This is a genomic window from Actinacidiphila yanglinensis (genome assembly GCF_900107965.1).
Lineage (GTDB): Bacteria > Actinomycetota > Actinomycetes > Streptomycetales > Streptomycetaceae > Actinacidiphila > Actinacidiphila yanglinensis.
Map to the genome: position 1 here is coordinate 85,775 of NZ_FNVU01000016.1, position 19,545 is coordinate 105,319.

At 66.9% G+C, this 19,545-nt stretch carries 11 protein-coding genes and 5 pseudogenes; 11 read left to right on the plus strand and 5 right to left on the minus strand.

Translation table 11 applies throughout. The features are described 5' to 3' along the window. Positions 1–79: 79 nt before the first annotated feature. The 3 genes and pseudogenes from C4U44_RS29215 to C4U44_RS29220 all read left to right on the plus strand — a co-directional run. Positions 80–259, plus strand: a pseudogene (locus tag C4U44_RS29215) (IS110 family transposase); the annotation flags it as partial. A gap of 70 nt (positions 260–329) precedes the next feature. After that, positions 330–584 (plus strand): hypothetical protein, encoded by a 255-nt coding sequence (locus C4U44_RS41245; RefSeq protein ID WP_146088375.1) that lies wholly within the window; start codon positions 330–332, stop codon positions 582–584. Between the two features lie 459 nt (positions 585–1,043). After that, positions 1,044–1,709, plus strand: coding sequence for a hypothetical protein (locus C4U44_RS29220; protein ID WP_103889055.1), 666 nt, complete (start codon positions 1,044–1,046; stop codon positions 1,707–1,709). A gap of 129 nt (positions 1,710–1,838) precedes the next feature. On the opposite strand, the gene C4U44_RS42835 is transcribed toward C4U44_RS29220, so the two are convergent. Then, positions 1,839–2,597, minus strand: a complete 759-nt coding sequence (locus C4U44_RS42835) for a replication-relaxation family protein (RefSeq protein WP_235032435.1) — start codon at positions 2,595–2,597, stop codon at positions 1,839–1,841. A 243-nt stretch (positions 2,598–2,840) separates the two neighbouring features. On the opposite strand from C4U44_RS42835, the gene C4U44_RS29235 reads away from it, so the two are divergent. Genes C4U44_RS29235 through C4U44_RS29245 form a run of 3 tightly spaced genes read left to right on the plus strand, consistent with a single transcriptional unit; the run spans position 2,841 to position 5,215 of the window. Then, a complete protein-coding gene (locus C4U44_RS29235; protein WP_103889125.1) occupies positions 2,841–3,647 on the plus strand; it encodes an ABC transporter ATP-binding protein in 807 nt (268 codons plus the stop codon). Next, positions 3,644–4,405, plus strand: a complete 762-nt coding sequence (locus C4U44_RS29240) for an ABC transporter permease (RefSeq protein WP_103889056.1) — start codon at positions 3,644–3,646, stop codon at positions 4,403–4,405. The genes C4U44_RS29235 and C4U44_RS29240 overlap by 4 nt, the downstream gene beginning before the upstream one ends. 15 nt (positions 4,406–4,420) lie before the next feature. Continuing rightward, positions 4,421–5,215, plus strand: coding sequence for a helix-turn-helix domain-containing protein (locus C4U44_RS29245; protein WP_103889057.1), 795 nt, complete (start codon positions 4,421–4,423; stop codon positions 5,213–5,215). Between the two features lie 29 nt (positions 5,216–5,244). On the opposite strand, the pseudogene tpg (C4U44_RS29250) reads toward C4U44_RS29245, so the two are convergent. Then, a pseudogene (tpg, locus tag C4U44_RS29250) lies at positions 5,245–5,532 on the minus strand (telomere-protecting terminal protein Tpg); the annotation flags it as partial. 208 nt (positions 5,533–5,740) lie between these two features. On the opposite strand from tpg (C4U44_RS29250), the gene C4U44_RS29255 reads away from it, so the two are divergent. Next, entirely contained in the window at positions 5,741–6,085 is a 345-nt protein-coding gene (locus tag C4U44_RS29255) for a hypothetical protein (RefSeq protein ID WP_103889058.1), read from the plus strand. A gap of 163 nt (positions 6,086–6,248) precedes the next feature. Here the strand turns inward: C4U44_RS29255 and tpg (C4U44_RS29260) are convergent. The 3 genes and pseudogenes from tpg (C4U44_RS29260) to C4U44_RS29270 form a co-directional block, all read right to left on the minus strand. After that, a pseudogene (gene tpg / locus C4U44_RS29260) lies at positions 6,249–6,519 on the minus strand (telomere-protecting terminal protein Tpg); the annotation flags it as partial. Positions 6,520–6,685: 166 nt separating this feature from the next. Beyond that, positions 6,686–8,008: pseudogene (locus tag C4U44_RS29265) on the minus strand (IS701 family transposase). Between the two features lie 375 nt (positions 8,009–8,383). Next, positions 8,384–8,647, minus strand: a complete 264-nt coding sequence (locus tag C4U44_RS29270; protein ID WP_235032436.1) for a transcriptional regulator — start codon at positions 8,645–8,647, stop codon at positions 8,384–8,386. Between the two features lie 788 nt (positions 8,648–9,435). Here C4U44_RS29270 and C4U44_RS29280 point away from each other — a divergent pair. The 4 genes and pseudogenes from C4U44_RS29280 (at position 9,436) to C4U44_RS29295 (ending at position 19,541) form a co-directional block, all read left to right on the plus strand. Then, complete coding sequence (locus C4U44_RS29280; protein ID WP_456053127.1) at positions 9,436–10,812, plus strand: IS701 family transposase; 1,377 nt, start codon at positions 9,436–9,438, stop codon at positions 10,810–10,812. A gap of 374 nt (positions 10,813–11,186) precedes the next feature. Next, positions 11,187–11,333: pseudogene (locus tag C4U44_RS29285) on the plus strand (transposase); the annotation flags it as partial. A 996-nt stretch (positions 11,334–12,329) separates the two neighbouring features. Beyond that, positions 12,330–15,314, plus strand: coding sequence for an MGH1-like glycoside hydrolase domain-containing protein (locus tag C4U44_RS29290; protein WP_200823448.1), 2,985 nt, complete (start codon positions 12,330–12,332; stop codon positions 15,312–15,314). Positions 15,315–16,202: 888 nt separating this feature from the next. Further along, on the plus strand, positions 16,203–19,541 hold the full coding sequence (locus C4U44_RS29295; protein WP_103889061.1) for an amidase domain-containing protein: 3,339 nt from the start codon (positions 16,203–16,205) through the stop codon (positions 19,539–19,541). Positions 19,542–19,545: the final 4 nt, after the last annotated feature.

The following is a 19,545-nucleotide window of genomic DNA, read 5'->3' on the forward strand; positions in this document are numbered from 1 at the left end:
GCGCCCTCGCCGCACGAGCCGGCGCCCTCCCATAACCCAGCAGTGGATCTCGAACTCCGATGTGACACCGGAAGCGACCCTCTCCGCGTTCGCCGCCTTGGCTGACCCGGACTCCCGGACCTACAACGACAAAAAGATCACTCAGGGCAAACACCACGCCCAAGCCCTGCTCTGCCTCGCCCGACGCCGGACCGACATCCTGTTCGCCATGCTCCGCGACGAAACCTTCTACGAATCCCGGTCCGTCGCCGCAGCCTGAAGTTCACCTCTTGTCCAGCCAGCATCGCCCGTGATCCGCTGTGTTTATGGCCGCCGAAGACTCCGAGCACATGAAGACTGTCAATCGCTGGCTCGCTGGTGAGACTGTCGACAACACCGTCGGCATCCGCGTCGTCGGTGGCCCCTTCGACGGCCGCACCAAGATCGTGCACCTCCGCCAGGACGAGACGCCACCCTCGCCCCTGCGAGCGAGCGGCGGACCAGCGGGCCCCACTCGGCATGTCTACGAAGCTGTCCGCTCCACCGATGCCCCAGCGGGCTGGATCTACGCACACCTCGGAGCCGAACCGGCAGCCGACAACTGAGGCGCACTCCCAAGCAGTTTGACCAACCCATAGGCGCACCCCCCGCCCCGCCGAGTTCGACTCATTCGAACCAGACCCGGAGAGGCTGGGCGTCGTCTCCGCACTGTTCACAGGGCGGCGTAGTCCGGAGGATCCGCCCGGGTTGATGCTGGTTCAGATGCGCGGTGCGGCTCCTGCATTCGCGGGGCGGGCGAAACGGAGGCAGGCACGGCCTCCGGGTAGAGGGCAGGATGTGAGGTGATGTCCGTTTCGCTGCCGCGGAGGGAGTAGCTGCGCTGGTTATCCGGGCGTTCTGGGCAGGCGCGTTTGTGCAGTTCATGGGTGCGTGGCGGGTCTCGGCATCCGCAGCATCGGCCGATGTCGCCAGCGACCCGGTCACCCGCTCCAGCCGGGCGGCTGCGACACTGCCAGGCGAGAGCGCCAGCCATTGGCGGCGACCACACGCCTCGGGGGGCACACATGGGGACATTCGAGCGCGTCAATCTGTTCTACGGCGTCGATCACGAGCAGGTGTACGCCGCGTTGGAGGAGTTCTGGCACCAGGAGGAGCACACGCTCAAACGGGAGGACGTTCACGACGTCAACCTCGACTCGTACGCCCTGCACGAGCGGCGCGGTGACTGGACGGTGCTGCAATGGACCCGGGGTTGGGAGTGGGACCTGCGCCGACGCGCCCAGCTTCGCGTTTCACGTGCCTACGACTGCCCGGGGCTGCTGGTCTTCATCTACGACGACGACTTCTGGGGCTGCGAGCTGTTCCACCACGGCAGAGCGATCGACCAGTTCCAGCAGGAGACTGGCATCATTGGCTCGTTTTTCGGCGATCTTCCGTGCCAGGGGCGCCCCGACCTCCTGCTGGCCCAATTCCCTGCTCTGGATCTGGATATCGAGCATGCCCGGGGCTATCTGACCCACTACAGCATCGACGACCCCGGGTACGAGGACATCGATTGGGAGGACGAGCACGACCCTCTCAACAGTCCCGTCCGTCCGAGCGATGGGTACGGCCGCCTTGAAGGAGGCGTCTACTGGAACTTCCAGAACTTCCTCGGCGTCGACTACCGTGCCCCGGTCTGGCGGAGATTCACCACCTCGCCCCAGGCACTCAGGGGAACGGACAAATGATCGGTTCTGCCCGAGACCGAAGGTGGCTACGCCCCCTGGCCCGCACCTGCCGCGCCAACACGCCTCAAACGCTGATCATGCTCTGAACTGTGGAAAGCAACGAGTGGCCCCAGGCACCACAGCGGACGGCTATGGTCGTGGCAGGGTGAACAGGCCGGGCTCGGGCTCGGTCAGGATGCCGCGCCCGGCCAAACGCTTGAGCTTGATCCGGACGTTGTTGATGCTGTTCGGAGCCAGGTCCATCGCCTCGCATACGCCTCGCGCGCGTAGCGGACCTCTGGCCTCGGCGAACACTGCCAGGATCTCCTGGTAGGCCGCCTTGTTCGACCGCTCCGATCCGGTCGGCGGCGTGGGCGGGCCTGACTCAGGCAGCTCCAGCAGCGTCTTGCGTGTCATCCGCACCTCCTCGACGGCCCTGTCAAGCTCCTCCAGCATCGCAGTGAGCTGAACGATCTGCTCGCGGGTCTGCTCGGCCTGCGCGGCGATCTCCCGCTCGCGCTCCTCCAGCCGTACCCGTACCGCCCCCAAGGTCACTTCCCCGCCGGTCATGCACCGCGCCAGGCTGGGGTCGCGCCGCCCGTCAGCCGACGGGCCATCACATCGCTTATCGCCCACTGCACCCGGGACTCGGCCGACGCGGGGCGGTGCTCGAAGGCGCGCGGCGGGGGCGAACACCACCAGCAGCGGCGGGAACGCCTGCTCCAGAGCGTGGCCGGCATAGTGCTCCTGCCAGTGGTTGCGCGCCGCCCGGGCGGCGTTGCCGCGCCCCGGGGGCGGGGCGGTGCGGTAGGCGGCGTAGCGGTCCACCTTCGCCAGCAGACGCGCGTAGGACATCGTGCCGCGGTCCACCTCCACGAACGCGAACGCGCCGAAAGCCAGCAGCGCCACGGGCCGGTGGGTCGCCGGAAGCGACGCGTGAGCGGTTGACCGACAGCTTTGAGTATGGCGGGTTCGCGGCCGAACGATCTCGGGGTGAGCGGCCCGTCATCGCTGCAGTGTGTCTGGCCGGTCGGCGATCTAAGTGCCGTGGTCGGAACGGGCTTGACCTTGACGCGGGGTCAACCCTCCATCCTTCCGGGAGGAGCTTCCGCGCAGCCGCCTGGAACAGCTCCGCGAAGGAGGCAGATGACCATGACAGCCCAATCGATCGCCGGTCCGGCGATTCGCGTGCAAGGTCTCAAGAAGTCGTACGGGAAGCTCGAAGTGCTGGGCGGTGTGGACTTCGACGTGGTGCCGGGCAGCATCTTCGCCCTGCTCGGTTCCAACGGGGCGGGCAAGACCACGACCGTGAGGATCCTCGCCACGCTCCTGAAGGCCGACGCGGGGGTGGCGAGCGTCAATGGCTTTGACGTCGCCACGCAAGCGGCGAACGTGCGGGAGTCCATCAGTCTCACCGGGCAGTTCGCGGCCGTCGACGAGATCCTCAGCGGTCGGGAGAACCTCGCCCTGGTCGCTAGGCTGCGCCACATCAAGGACCCTGGCGCCACTGCGGAGGTCTTGCTGAGGCGTTTCTCGCTGAGCGAGGCGGGCGCGCGCAGAGTGTCCACGTATTCGGGTGGGATGCGCCGCCGGCTGGACATCGCGATGAGCCTCATCGGGAATTCGCCGGTGATTTTCCTGGACGAGCCGACGGCCGGGCTCGATCCCGAGGCGCGCATCGAGGTGTGGGAGGCGGTCAAGGAGCTCGCCGGCCACGGAACGACGGTGCTGCTCACCACGCAGTATCTGGACGAGGCCGAGCAACTGGCCGACCGGATCGCGATCCTCCACCAGGGTCGGATCATCGTGAACGGCACCCTCCCCGAGCTCAAGCAGCTCTTCCCACCAGCCAAGGTCGAGTACGTCGAGAAGCAGCCAACTCTTGAGGAAATCTTTCTCGCAGTCATCGGCGGCGACAAGAGCGACACCACTGGCACGACAACTGGGGGACGACGATGACCACCTACTTCTTCAACGACACTGCCGCGCTCACGGGGCGGACCCTGCGCCATGTCACACGCAGCATGGACACCATCATCACGACCGCGATCACGCCGGTCGCCATGATGCTGATGTTCGTCTACGTGTTCGGCGGCGCCATCGATACCGGGTCGGCTCCGTACGTGAACTACATGCTGCCCGGCATCCTGCTCATGACCATCGCCTCAGGCATCTCCTACACCGCGTACCGGCTGTTCACCGATGTGAAGAGCGGGATCTTCGAGCGATTCCAGTCCATGCCGATCGCGCGGTCGGGGGTGCTGTGGGCCCACGTCGTCACTTCTTTGGTCGCCAACGTGATAGCGCTCGTGGTCGTCGTGGGCGTCGCTGTGCTTATGGGGTTCCGCTCAGGGGCGGGAGTGTTGGCATGGCTCGCGGTAGCCGGCATCCTGCTCCTGTTCACCCTGGCGCTGACCTGGCTCGCCGTGATCCCCGGGCTTTCTGCGTCGTCGGTCGAGGGCGCTGGCGCCTTCGCCTACCCGCTCATCTTCCTGCCGTTCGTCAGTTCGGCGTTCGTGCCCACAAAGACGATGCCCGGCCCGGTGCGCTGGTTCGCCGAACATCAGCCGGTGACATCGATCGTCAACACGATCCGCAACCTGTTCGCCCAGCAGCCGGTCGGTGACGACATCTGGACCGCCCTCGCGTGGTGCGTCGGCATCCTCGTCGTGGCGTACATCTTCGCGATGGCCGCCTATCGTCGGAAGATCGCCTGAGGCAGGCTGAGACCCATGCTCACCATCAGCCAGCTAGCGGCGTACGCCGGGGTGACGGTGCGGGCGGTACGTCACTACCACCGGATCGGGTTGCTGCCCGAGCCCGAGCGCGACCGGTCCGGATACCGGACCTACGACGCTGTTGCGGTCGTGCGACTGATCCGGATCCGCACCCTGGCTGATGCAGGCGTGCCGCTGGCCCGGGTGCAGGAGCTCCTCGAGGCCGGCCCGGAGGAGTTCGCCGGCGGCGTCCAGGAGATCGACAAGGCCCTGCGTGCCGAGATCCGGCGGCTGCAGGACACTCGCAGCCGACTTGCCAAGCTCGCCGCCGGAGAGCACCTGGCGCTTCCGCAGAGCGTCGTGGACTACCTCGACCGGCTGCGCGGTCTCGGAGTTGAAGAGCGGTACATCGAGATGGAGCGGGACGCCTGGATCATGATCGCCGCCCAGGCGCCGCACTCGATCGACGCCGTGATCGCCAAGAAGCACGAGGAACTGGACGACCCCGACATGGTGAAGCTCTACAGCCTTCTCAGCGGGGCACTCGACTGGCCGGCCGACGATCCGCAGATCGTCGAGGTCGCCGACATCATGGAGCGCCTGATGATACGCGCTGAGGAGGCCGGCGAGGTGCGTGCCGACGACGGCATCGACGACCAGTTCGTCGACCTGCTGGACTCAACCACGGCCAACTCCTCACCGGTGGCCGAGCGACTCCGGGCGATCCTGGAAGAGCGGGGCTGGAGGGGCTGGATCCGCACCGAGCGAGTGCCTGCCGAGAGACTCAGTACTGAGCTGCCGCCATCGTGAAGGCAGGTCAGGGTCCTGGAATGACGCTACAGGCCCTCGGCCGCGATGGCCTGGAGCTGCTGCTCGGTGGCGCCGGCGGCCTGCGCGTCGAACAGCCGGCTCGCGTAGACCGGGGGCAGGTGCTGGGTGATCCGGCGGATCCGCCCGTCGTCCGTGCTGCCGGGTGCGGCGGTGAACCCGAAGCGGGCCCGGGTCTCGATCACGATGCCGGTGGCGGTGGCGGCCTGCTTCTTCGCGCGCCGCTGGACGCGGGGCTGCCAGTCCTTGCGGACCTCGCGCTCCAGGCGCGCCGCCAGGTCCCGTCGGGGCCGGCGCAGGGTGCCGTGTCACATGAGCTCATGTGAATGGAGTGCGCAGGGACGGATCTAGGACGGATCTAGGACGGCAACTCTTAGCCTCGATCGTGCACAACGGCCCCGCAATGAGCCGTCATGCACTAAAGCGCGTCACGCGGGCTCACCCGCCTCTCGGCGCGGTGCTTGCATGGAGAACAACTCACCGACCACACATCTCAGGGGGAACCACATGAAACTCGCCCGAAAGCTGGCAGCCGGAGCCATCGCAGCCGGCCTCACCACCGCTGGCGTCGCCGCTGCAACCCCAGCCAGCGCCACGGTCGTGAACTCCACGTGCAACCTGTCGTCCGTCGTCAATATCAACGTAGGCCAGGACTGCTACGTCTGGGACGGCAACAAGGCCACTGGCTATGTGGGCGGGATGTACATCGTGGGTGTCTACCAGGTGTGCTCGGACAGCTACACGGGCTGGGTGACGGACGTTAACGGATTCACGTACAACTTCTATCGGAACAGCTGCAATTACCACATTAACGGGGCGATCCTGACGTCGATCACCTTCACCGGCAACTGAGGGCCTTTCAACCTGCGCCTGAGGGTGAAATGGGCAGGTCGGTGGGGGTGTGGTGACGAGACGAGGCCCCTGGTCGTTGCGTTGGTGTTCTCTGCGCACCACGCTTCGACCGAGGGGCCTCGTTGGTCAACCGGCGCCATCGACGTGACTTCAACCCACAGCCTCAGAAGTCGAGTTCGATGTAGTCGATGTCGGTGAATTCCACCTCGAGGTCGGCCGCGCGGCGGCCGCGGTCCTTGAAGTAGATCTCCTGCAGGCCCTCCGCGGCGATGGCCTGGAGCTGCTGCTCGGTGGCGCCGGCGGCCTGCGCGTCGAACAACCGGCTCGCGTAAACCGGCGGCAGGTGCTGGGTGATCCGCCGGCACCCGCCCGTCGTCCGTCGACCCTGGCGCCGCGGTGAACCCGAACCGGGCCCGAGTCTCGATCACGATGCCGATCCGCTCGATGGGCATCGTCCTCCTCGGGCGATGTTGTGGTGCCTATGTGGAGGGAGGTGCTTCTGGCTAATACTCCAGTTGCACTTCTCCATATGCCCTGGTCAGGTGGCTCTTTCTGAGCCTAGTCCACTGACGGTCCGTCAGGGTGGCGGTGGTTCGTGACTCACCCGATCGGGGCGCGTTCGGCGCTGGTAGTGGTGATGCCGGGCGATGGCCTGGTGGCGGCGGCGCCAGCGGGACCAGCGGAGCCGGCGCCTGGGTGACTGGTGCCGGGCTGTGGGGGGATGGGCAAGGTCCAGGAGCCGTCGGATTTCTGCCACGGTGAGGGGAACGAGGCTGCTCGAACCGTTTCTCCGGCCCCCCTTTCAACGGCGTGGGCGGCCATCGCGGCCAGGAAGGCGTGGGCGAGCATGGCCAGGGTAATGTGGCGGTACCAGCCGACGTAGCGGCGGACCTCGTACTGGTCCAGGCCGCATTCGTTCTTCGCGGCCTGGAAGCACTCCTCGATGGCCCACCGGGCGCCAGCCACCCGGACCAGTTCCGAGACGGTGGCGTCCGCCGGGGCGGAGGCGAGGTAGTACGCGATCTCCTGAGGCCGCGCCAGGCTGCGGCGGGCCAGGACCCAACGGTTGTAGGTGGGATCGGAACCATCGACGGTGGGCAGCTTGGCCGCAGCCCAGTCGTAGACCCGAGGTCCCTTCGCGCCCTGGCCGCACGAGATCCGTTCCCATGCCTCGGCCGGGGCGCCGGTCAGGACATGGTCGATACGCCAGCTGCCCGCCGGTGACGTGACCTGCTGGGACTTGGGAACTGCCAGGACGTAGCCGACGCCGGCGCCCTCCAGCATTCGCCGGAAGTGCCACTCCTGCCCGTAGGCCGCATCCGCGGTCACCCAGGCGATCGGCAGTACGCAGTCCAGCGCCCGCCGGACCATGGCGCGTGCGAGCTCCGGCTTGGTCGCGAAGGACGTGCCCTCGGGGATCCGAGCGGCGCGACACCGGTCGGGATCCTCAGTCCAGGACCTGGGCAGGTAGAGCTCGCGGTCCACCAGGGCCCTGCCCTTCGCGGAGGTGTAAGCGGCGAACACCCCGATCTGGCAGTTCTCCGTACGCCCGGCCGCCCCGGAATATTGCCTTTGTACCCCGGCGGAGACGGTGCCCTTCTTCAGGAAGCCGGTGTCGTCGACGATGAGGACACCGTCCGGCCGACCAAGCCGCTCGGCCACGTAATCCTGCAGGTCATCTCAGACCTCGTCCGGCTCCCACTGGCACCACGACAGCAGCCGCTGCAGACCATAGGGAGAAACATGGCCCGCATGCTCGGCCAGCTGCCAGCTGTTCTTCCGGCCCACCGACCCCAACAAGCCGCGCACATAGTCCCGCATGTGCCGACGCGGCTCGACCCGCCCGAAACGCTCACCCACCCGCAACAGCAACGACCCCAACTCGGCATCCCACAAGCCCGCTTCGACATCTTCCGACTCCACAAGCGGTACAACGCGCCCCGATCGGGTGAGTCACGAACCACCGCCACCCTGACGGACCGTCAGTGGACTAGGCTCAGAAAGAGCCTCCTGACCAGGGCATATGGAGAACTGCAACTGGAGTACTAATACTCCAGTCGTAGATCGTGATCTTGCTGGTGCTGATGACGCTCTTCGATCGAAAATGGCCAGGCGTGCTCGTTGCCCTGCGTGGTCCGCCGTTCAACAGACCAGGCGCCGGTGGCGACGACTGCCGGACAGCAGGACATGAGCCTCCGTGCGGAGGGCGGCAGCCAATCTTCAGGTGCTGCGAGGCAGATCGAGTCGAACGGTTCTCGGCACCGAGCGCGGATCGGTTGAGTCAGCTGGCGTGGCGGTTCACGTCAGCCTCGTGCTAGCTGAGGAGCGGGCCGCCGCTGCGACTGCCTGGAGCGCGTCCAGGTGAGCGGCGAGCGCGTTGCCACCCTCGGGAGTCAGGGCGAGCCAGGTTCGGACCTTGCGACCGGCACGCCCCTTTCCGACGTCGATGTAGCCAGCTTCTTCGAGCGTCTTGGCGATCTTGCTCAGTGCCGAGTCGGACAGTTCACACCGGTCGCGTACGAGCGCGAAGTCCGCCTCGACGCAACCGGAGAGGAATGCCAAGACAGCCAGTCGACTCGGATGATGCATCAGCTCGTTGAAGCCCGGCCCAGCCACGCCCCTATCAGCGGACATGGGCTCCCCCAGGGCCAGGAGGCAGCGCCCGGTTGCGCCGCGCGAACAGACCCGAGGCCGCCGCGGCGCCAACGACAGCAGGTACGACGATGCACGTGGCGTGACTGCCGCCGCCGAGGCGACACACTTCCCAGACGGCAATGCACAGTGCGCACAGCCCCACCGCCTCGCCCACGAGCCGTATGTTGCGCAGGCGCTTGGAGAGGACATCCCTCACCCCGGTGACCTGGACACTCATCCGGCGCATCAACCACGCTATGCACCACGTGAGCAATGCTCCCGGCAGCGCAGCAAGCGGTACCTCCTGCGTGGCGGCAAGCGCCGCCACGTCCACGCCGACGAGGAGGCCCGCCAGCATCGGGAACCAACCCGGTGCCCGCCGCCCCCGCACCCCGGCTCGAATCGACTCCGCGCGAGCCAGTGCGTCCGCCGCCTGCGCCGGGGACACCTCCACGGACTGTGATTCGCCGCCATGAGCACCAAGAGACACGAGACCGCACGACCTTCCCGACAGCAGGACGATGAGGTTGCCAGCATGGCACATACTTTCCTAGCCAGAAAGTCACATGCCTGACGCAGAGGCGTGGCCACCCGCAGTGACATTGATGGGGAGATCCGGCGAGCCTGTGGAGACAGTCCTGAGCAAGGGGGTTCCGTTTTCAATGAGCGACATCACTGCTGTGGGAACGCATACGGCCACCGTTGACCATCTGTGTATGAAGACAAGCGATCATGCGGTGGCCGCAGGTCACAGCCGCTGGCAGGAGGCCTTCGAGGGCCTGATCGGCCGGATCGCGGGACGGTTCGCTCGGGTCGAACCGCGACGCCGGGTTCGGCAACTGGTCCTCGGACTCCTGTCAGACCTGCCGCGCAAGAACTGCTGGACCATCGCCGAGTGGGTCGGTGAGGCCACCCCGCACGGCATGCAGCACCTGCTCGGGCGAGCCAAATGGGACGCGGACGCCGTCCGCGACGACGTGCGCGACTACGTGGTGGAGCACCTGCACGACGACCAGGCAGTGCTGGTGGTCGACGAGACCGGCGACGTGAAGAAGGGCAGCGGCACGGTCGGCGTCCAGCGCCAGTACACCGGCACCGCGGGCAGAATCGAGAACGCCCAGGTTGCTGTCTACCTGGTCTACGCAGGTCAGCGTGGGCATGCCGCGGTAGACCGAGAACTGTACGTTCCGCGTTCCTGGACCTCCGACCCCGACCGTTGCCTCGCCGCCGGACTCGGCAAGGAGACGGCATTCGCCACCAAGCCGGAGCTGGCCGCGCGCATGGTCGCCCGATTCCTGGACGCCGGCCACCGGGCCGCATGGGTTGCGGGCGACGAGGTCTACGGCGGCAACTCGACCCTGCGAACCGCCCTGGAGGAACGCGGCACCGGCTACATCCTCGCAGTGGCCCGCTCCCACGAAGCCACCACCAGCGCCGGGAAGTTCCGCGCGGACGCCCTGGCCAGGAAGATACCCAAGAGGGCCTGGCAGAAGCTGTCCGCAGGAGCCGGAGCCAAGGGCCACCGCTTCTACGACTGGGCCGTCATCGACCTTGCCGACCCCGCCCCCGGCAGTCGCCAGCTGCTCATCCGCCGTAACCACAGCACCGGCGAACTCGCCTACTACCGCTGCTACTCGCCCACCCCGGTGCCGCTGGCCACCCTGGTGCGCGTCGCCGGATCAAGGTGGCGAGTGGAGGAATTCTTCCAGTCCGGAAAGGGCCTGGCCGGACTGGACGAGCACCAGGTCCGCCGCTACCCGTCCCGGTCGCGATGGGTCACCCTCGCCATGCTTGCGCACGCCTTCCTCGCCGTCGTCCGCGCGGACGAACACGCCCGCCACCGCGCACCCGATTCCCTCATATCGCTCACCTGCAACGAGATCCAGCGCCTGTTCATCGCGCTCGTCGTCCAGCCCGTCCACGGCGCCGCCCACCGCCTCGACTGGTCCACCTGGCGACGCCGCCACGGATGCAGGGGCATCGACCCACACTCGGCGAGTACGCGCTTGATGGTGTCAGCGCCCCGCGTGGACAGGAGCTGGTCATCCCCGGAGGGGCCCGCGCTCACGATACTGTCCATGCCTGAAGGCTAGCGGCCAGCCTCACGCCCGCGGTAACTGCCTTTCAAGAAGGCGGTGTTGGACGAAATCACGCAGCATCAGGCTCTGCGCCGGAGCGAGGGAAGCAGGTCAATCTGGGCCGCGCACGGTGCACGGACCTGGTCCGTCCGTACGTGTTAGACGAGTTCCGCTCGCTGGTCAGCAGACAGGATCCTGGTAGGTGAGCGGCACTGCCGTGAGTGTCTGCGCGAGGTCCAGCTCGGGGCCGAACGCCACCCCAGCACCACCTGGTAGCAACCAGGCAGGCGCGCCCCGCCCCCTGCTCCCGGATCAGGTTGCCGGGTCGGCCCCAACGCGCAGCAGTTCCCCGCCGACCAGGCACCGCACCGCTTCCTCCGGCGGGAGAGGCCGCCGATACCGTCGGGAAGGACTCCCGCGGTTACGACGCCGGGAAGAAGATTAACGGCCGCAAACGTCACCTGGTCGCGGACACCAAGGGCCTGCCGCTGTTTGTCATGGTCACCCCGGCCGACATGACCGACCGCAACGCGGCCAATGCGCGGCCGGACGGTTCACCATCACCGTCACCGCTCCACACGGCACCCGAGGCACGATCGCGGTCCCGACCTACGGCGCAGGCGACACGACCGTCACCGTCGACGGCAAGGTGGTGTGGCGTCACGGAAGCTTCACCGCGGGCTCCGGTATCACCGCCGTACATGCCGCATCTGGCTACGTCTACCTCACCGTCAGCCAGGCAGGAACCCACACCGTCACCTCTGCCCCGAACAATGGCCCGTCGCACTAGTGCGGTGCGCGAACTGCGGGAGAACCACCACCCCGCCGCCCGCTTGTTCTGGGCCCGATGGGCGTTTGTGCCACCGATGTTCCAGCCGTCGCCTGGCGACTCCGGCACATCGTGAACTGTGTCTCGGCGAAGCTGGCGTGGGGCCTGTCTGTGGACCCGGCGGAGGGCGATGCGTTGGGGGCGTTCGCGGCTTCCTGCCCACAAGCGAGACCCCGGTGCCTTGAGCTGCTGCATGCCGGCAGGGTCTGGTACGCCGGAAGGTGTCTGGCTCGCTCAGTCCTTCGTGTTCGTAAGCCGGTGGCGGGCACCGAACCCCACCACCGCCACACCGGACGCCTCGACATCTCCTCTTACAACGATGGAAATATCCGTCCCATGACATGGCCACCTACGCGCTCCACCACGCCTTGGTCAGACGGATCACGGAAAAAACCCGTGCGTACAGCGGGGTTGACCTTAACCGGTTGACGGTGACGATGATTTACATCGTTATAGAAGCGCCGACGACGGAGGTGCCCCTATGCGTCAACAGATGAACCAAGGCATTGGCAGAGCACGACCCCCAGAGGCTGGTCCCGCAGCCCAGCGCCACACCACTCGGCTGACAGCATGCTTCGCCGCGCTGACGGCGCTCGTGCTGCTCGCGTTCGGCAGTACCTCGGGCCAAGCCCTGGGCACCGGACTGCCTGCGGACGCCAGCATGCCGGCCGGCGCGTCTCAAGCCCCGTCGTCCTATCCCGCGGTGGGTCCCGGCACTCACTTCCTTGACGACGCGTCCTACCTGTCCGGCGTGGCCGACCCCGCCTGGTACAAGGCGAACATCCCCTTCGTGGACCTGCCGGACGCAACGATGCAAAGCGTCTACTACTACCGATGGCGGGACTACAAGGAGCACCTGCGGTACACCGATCCGGCGGACGGCTGGATCTCCACAGAGTTCCTCGACTGCTGCGGCTACGCCGCCCCCTACCAGGCAATCAACGCGGCTGCTGGGCACCAGATCACCGAGGGGCGCTGGCTGCGCGATCAGTCCTACGACGACGACTACATACGTTTCTGGCTGACCGGCCCGGGCGCGGGCAGCAAGCCCGCCACCGACGATGTCAACGCCGACACCAGCGACTGGGCGCACGAGTACAGCGTCTGGCTGGCCACCGCGGCCTACCAGCAGGCCCAGGTCACCGGCGACTTCGGCCGCCTGGAGGACCTGCTGCCGGCGCTGGTTCGCCAGTACCGCGGCTGGGACAAACAGTTCAACTCGCAGCTGGGCCTGTACTGGTCGGTCCCGGTGTGGGATGCCATGGAGTTCTCGGCATCCTCCTACGCGTCAAACGATCCGTACCACGGCGGCGCGGGCTACCGGCCCACCCTGAACTCCTACCAGTACGGCGACGCGATGGCCATCAGTGCGATCGCGGTCAAGGCCGGTGACACCGCGCTCGCCTCCGAATACGCCCATCGCGCCGCAGCGTTGAGGGCCTCCCTGCAGAAGCGGCTGTGGGACCCGAGGCGCGGCTTTTACTACACGATGGCGCGCGACGACAACCCGGACCACAAGCTGTCCGACACCCGGGAGGAGATCGGCTACCTCCCGTGGATGTTCGGCGCCGCGGAACCGTCCGACGCGTCCGCTTGGTCCCAGTTGCTCGACCCGCAGGGCTTCGCGAGCGCCTACGGCCCGACGACGGCAGAGCGCCGTAGCCCCTGGTTCATGCATGAGGCGGACAACTGCTGCCGCTGGGACGGCCCGAGCTGGCCGTTCGCCACCTCGCAGACGCTGACGGGGATGGCCACCCTGCTGGACGACTATCCGACGCAGAGTGCGGTCACCAAGGACGACTACGCCGAAGCGCTGGCCACCTACGCCAAGACCCAGACGCGGGACGGCAAGCCGTATGTGGCGGAGGCGCACGACCCGGACAACGACCACTGGATCTACGACGGTTACGACCACAGCGAGGACTACAATCACTCGACCTACGACGACCTGGTGCTGTCCGGGCTGATCGGCCTGCGTCCGCAGCCGGGCGGCGACCTGCGTGTACAACCGCTCGTCCCGTCGTCCTGGGACCACTTCGCCGCCGAGAACGTCCCGTACCACGGGCACAACGTCACCGTGCTGTGGGACCGCGACGGCAGTCACTACCACCAAGGCCCTGGGTTGCGGATCTACCTCGACGGCCGCCTGGTCCGCTCCTCGCCCACGCTGAGGGACACCACGGTGGGCGTCGGCGCGACCGTGCCGGCCGCGCCGACGGGCCTGGTGAACGATGCCGCCAACCCGCTGCGCCAGGGCTACCCGAAGCCCCTGACCTCGTACACGTGGTCCGGCGACAACGCGTGGAACGCCCTGGACGGCAAGGTGTGGTTCAACGAGGTTCCCGAGAACACCCGCTGGACGAACTACTCCTCCCCCCACCCCCAGGACTACTACGGCGTCGACTTCGGCGTGCCCACGACCGTCAGCGACATCCGCTGGTACGGGTACGACGACGGGGGCGGGGTTAAGCCAGCCGCCGCGTACAGCGTGCAGTACTGGGACGGTAAGGCTTGGCAGGACGTGCCCGGTCAGGTGCGCAACTCCGCGCAGCCGGTGGGTAACGGCCTGAACCGCATCACCTTCCCGGCCCTCACCACCAGCCGCGTGCGGCTGCTGTTCACCAACCCGCCGGGGGCGTTCGTCGGCGTGACGGAGTTCCAGGCATGGGGGAGCTCCAGCCGCGACGCGACCGTCGGCGTCGGCCCGTTGAACCCCATCGGGCTTGTCTCTGTTGGCAGTTCGACGCCGGTGGACGTCACGGTGCGCAACACCACCAGTCAGCGGCTCAACGCGGCGTCGGTGCGGCTAGCAGCGCCCGCAGGGTGGACAACGCTGCCGACCGGTGACCGGACTGAGACGATCGCCCCGCACGGCTCGGCCATCTGGCATTTCGCTGTCACCGCACCACCGCAAACCGCGCCCGGCACAGAGGCCGCGGTGCTCGCCACGGCCACGTACCGCCGGAGCCATGGCACGCCCGAGTCGACTCACGAGTTGCAGAACGTGCGGACTCCGTTCGCGGCGGGGCAGCACGATCCGGTGGGCGTGTGGAATCTTGACGAAACAACCGGAGCGGTCGCCCACGACAGCGCGGGCGGGCACGACAGCGCGGGCGGGCACGACAGCGCGGGCGGGCACGACATCACACTGAGCGGGTCACCGGCCCGGGTCACGGGGGTTACCGGGTCGGCACTCCAGCTCAACGGCGACGCAAGCCAGTTCGGCCAGACCGCGGGACCAGTGCTGGACACCGCGGGCAATTTCACGGTCAGCGCCTGGGTGCGGCTGGACCGCACTGGATCATGGGCCACCGCCGTGAGCCAGGACGGCCCGGTCAGCAGCGGCTTCTACCTACAGTACTCGGCGGCGAACAACCGGCTCGCGTTCTCCACCAGTCAGGGCCGCGCGCTGTCCGACGAAGCACCAGTGACCGGCCGCTGGTACCAACTCATCGGCGTGCACGACGCGGACACCGGCACGTACACCCTTTACGTCGACGGCAAGGCTCAGTCCACCGTCTGGCAGCAACCGACAGGTGACGTGTCATCCGGTCCCTTCGCCATCGGCCGAGCCTTGTCCGGGTCACACAACGCCGACTTCTGGCCGGGCGCCCTCGACCAAGTGCAGACGTGGAACCGCGCGTTGACGGCCTCGGACGTCGCGGCGCTGTACACGCCCGCGAGATGAGGCGGTTCGCGCAGGAAGCGGCCATGCCCCTGGGGGCGGGACTCGAGACCGGGCCCCCGCCCCCAGGGCTTCACACTGCTCACTCAGCCGGCTTCCGCCAGATGCGGAAAGCGGAACTCGGTGGTGCTGCGGAACTCCGGCCCCGGGCACAGCACGATGCTGGACAAGTCCGGCCGGTTCGGGGAGTCCGGAAGTGCTGGGTCTTCAGGCACACCGCGCCATCGCTTTCGTACTTCTTCCCGTCGGCACCGCCGGCGCCGCCATCGAGGCTGTTGCCTGTGTAGACCTGCACGCCGGACTCGGTGGTCCACACCCCTAGTACTCCAGTTGTACTTCTCCATATGCCCTGGTCAGGAGGCTCTTTCTGAGCCTAGTCCACTGACGGTCCATCAGGATGGCGGTGGTTCGTGACTCGCCCGATCGGGGCGCGTTCGGCGCTGGTAGTGGTGATGCCGGGCAATGGCCTGGTGGCGGCGGCGCCAGCGGGACCAGCGGAGCCGGCGCCTGGGTGACTGGTGCCGGGCTGTGGGGGGATGGGCAAGGTCATGCGGTGGCGGGCGTGGAAGCGGAAATCCAGGCCGGCGCCGGGGCGATCGGTGGTCCGCCACACGCGGTTGGCGTTTCGCCTTCGGCGGGGTTTCCTCAACCTTTACCGGCTCAGCATTGTGACCTCTGTGAGGAAGCTGTGAAGATCGCGGAGTTGCTTAACTCCCTGGGGGGGTTGTGTATCCACACATGCCGGCTCGTAGCCGGTTCAGACGGCTGCCCGAGTTGCTTGCCGTCCTACTTGTCACCTCGGTTCTCGGAACTGTCTCGCCGGCCCGTGCGGCTGCCGAAACACCAGGCACCGGGGGAGACTTCGTTGCGGTCTCACCCTCGGCGGAGATCGTGGACACGGCCCATGCGCTCGGCATCGGCACCGCGTTGGGCCCGGCAACTACGGCCACGGTGCAGATCCTCGGGCAGGGAGGCGTGCCGACGAGCGGCGTCTCCGCGGTGTCGCTGAATGTCGTGGTCAGCTCCGCCACTTCGGCCTCCAGCTATCTGGAGATGTGGCCGGACGGTACGACGAAGCCCTCTCCGGGCTCCGTGATCAACTTTCACAGCGGCGAGACGTCCAGCAACTCCGCGGTCATCGCCGTCGGCACCGACGGCAAGATCGACGTGTACAACTCCGACGGTTCCGCGGCCGTCGTCGTCAATGTGACCGGTTACTTCACGTCTTCGCCGTCGGGAGTGGCACCGGGCGGCTACACCCCGGTCACGCAAGCACGCGTCGTCGACACCCGCAACGGGACAGGCGTCGCGGGGGGTCAACTCGCCCCCGGTGCCACCATGAACGTGCGGATCTCCGACGTGGACGGCATCGCGAATCCCTCGGCTGTATTCGCCAATGTCACAGTGCCCTCACCTGGCGCAGCCGGTTCGCTGTACGCGTATGCCGACGGCGGATCGAGCGGCCAGCCGGTCCTGGCGTACAGCGGAGAGGCAACAGCCGCCAGCGCGGCCACGATCGCGGTTGGCGCCGACGGCGACATCGCCATCAAGAACGGGTCGAGTACCCAGCCGGTCGATGTCGTCGTGGACCTGTACGGATACTTCACGCCCTCGGTCACCCAGGGCGGGGGCTTCACTCCCGTGCAGGCCCGGTTGCTCGACACCCGCACTACGACAACGCCGGTACCAGCGCACGGCACCACGACAGTTACCGTCGGAGGCACGAACGGGATCCCCACGTACGGGATCGGCGGCGCGATCGTCAACATCACCACCACCGACCAACAGAACAGCGGCTACCTGGTCGGCTGGCCCACCGGACAGCCGATGCCGGCCACCTCCCTGGACAACTTCCAGGCCGGCACCTCCCGGGCGGATATGGCGATCCTTCAGCCCGGCACCGGCGGCAAGATCAGCATCGCCAACCAGAGCGCCGGAACCATCGACGTGGTCGTCGACCTCGAAGGCTGGTTCTCCTCTGTCGAACCTTCCCTCCCCGTTGACCTGGTGACAGCAGCGACCGACAGCACCACGCCCGTCCTGTCCGGCATTGTCTACGGCCCGACGGGCGACTCCGTCACCGGCGAGATCTTCCTCCAGGACTCCACCGGAACCCCTGTCGGAGACACCCCCACCGCGACCGGCACCGTACCGTCCGGGGAGCGCGCCACCTATGCGATTCCCGACGGACTGCTCACCACCGGGCAGACATACCACTGGTACATGATGGCCTGCTACGAGTCGCTGTGCTCCGCTCCGACCAGTGTGCAGACGTTCACGGTCACCAGCGCCTCCGATACGGCAACGGACACCCCACCAGCCAACGCGATCACCATCACACTCTCCGGCAGCACCTTGACCACGGAAGACGCGGTCATCGACAGCACCGGTTGTGCCGCGTCCTGCCCCGTCGACCCGGTGGCGTCTGTCCTCAAGGTCGGTAGCGACGGCACGGACGAGTGGGCCACCGCCATCAAGGCGGACCTATCCTCGATACCGACGGGGGCCACCGTCTACAGTGCCGACCTCACCCTGACGAAAAGCGCCTGCCTCAACGTCTGCTCCGCCCAGACGGTCGACATCGAACAGGCCGATGCGGACGTGACAAGCCAGACCACCGGAACCGCGCTCATGGCCCAAACCGACCCGTCAGGACCGGTCGACTCGGCCACCGACCCCGCTGCCACCTTCGATGTCACCTCACTCGTGGACGGCTGGCTATCGGGCGTCCTCCCCGACAACGGGATGATTCTTGAAGCCGACGACACGTCGGCGGCCACCTCCGGGATCGCCTACGCAACCGGGCCGACCTCTGGTCCGGGCCTCACGATCACCTACACCCCGCCCGTCGTGCCAAATGTCCCGGAGAACGTCGCGGCGCTGCCCGGCGACGGAGGAGCGCTGGTGTCCTGGTCCCCCCCTGCCGACGAGGGATACACCGGGACAGAAGACGGCGGAATCACCTACACCGTCAGCGCGGTCGATCCCCAGGGCACGATCGCGCACCAGGTGACGACCGGTAGTGCGTACGCAGTGATCACCGGACTCACAAACGGTGATACATATACGTTCAGTGTCGCCGCCGTCAACGCCGTAGGTACTGGGCCGGCCGCCACCGGCGTGTCGGCCAGCCCGCAAGCCGTGCCGGGAGGCACCACGGCGTACACGCAGACCGTCAGCCAATTCCTCAACGCGCAGGACGAGCTCGAGGAGGACCCCAACGGCTCGGCCGCCGGCATACTGCCCAAGTACAGCGGCTCCGGTGAGTTCGCCGACCAGCTGACGGTCGGTGCAACCGTGGATACGGCAACAGCGGCCCTTGAACTCGCCAACAACGAGACTGACACCCAGGACAGCACCTCCCTGTCCGACACCCTGGTCGTGCGACCCAGCGGAAGCCCTACAGCCGAGGTCTTCACCACAGCAGACGAGACCTTCACGACTATCGACACCAGCGGCGGTAGCACGGCGTCAACTCCCGGAGAGGCCATCGACAATGACGAGTTCTTCTTCAACGCGGCAGGGACCCCCGTCATGACCGGCCTCGTTGACGCCGACGCGGTCTTCGACCCAGTGAACGCCGAGTCCAACGAGACGGCGTCGGCGCCCGATGACGCAACCGACGACCCGAACGACACCACCCCCGAAGGAATCCTGGACCTTCAAGACCACTTCTCCTTGTCACCCAACAGCCTTGCTCCAGTGAGTGGAAGGAGCGACGGTAACCCCCTGGTCGCCGCCTGGGCGAAAAAGTGGTACAAGGGCACTTACAACAGATTTGGCGACGACTGCACGGACTTCGTCTCGCGCGCGCTGTTCTACGGTGGTCACTTCCCGAAGAGGTTCGACCGCGGAGCCGACGGAGAGACCTACATGACCTCGAACGACAAGTACTGGTTCTTCCGCGACTATTACGGAATGCGGACCTGGAGCCACTCCTGGAGCATTGCCAGGGACCTGTACCAGTTCGAGAAGAAGCAGTATGCGTCCTTTGTAGATCCCCGGCATGCCCATCCGGGCGACATCGTGTTTGTTGACTGGCAGGGATCGAACTCGAAGAGCATCGATCACGCGGCGGTGATCACGTCGATGCACGGAACAAATCCATATGTCACACAACACAGTATTACTCGAATAAACGAGCCCATATACAAGGTGCCAGACCATCTGAGCTGGCAGAAGGGTCACCCTTCCATGCATGTCTGGGCTGCCCAACCGAGTGAGCAGTGATGAG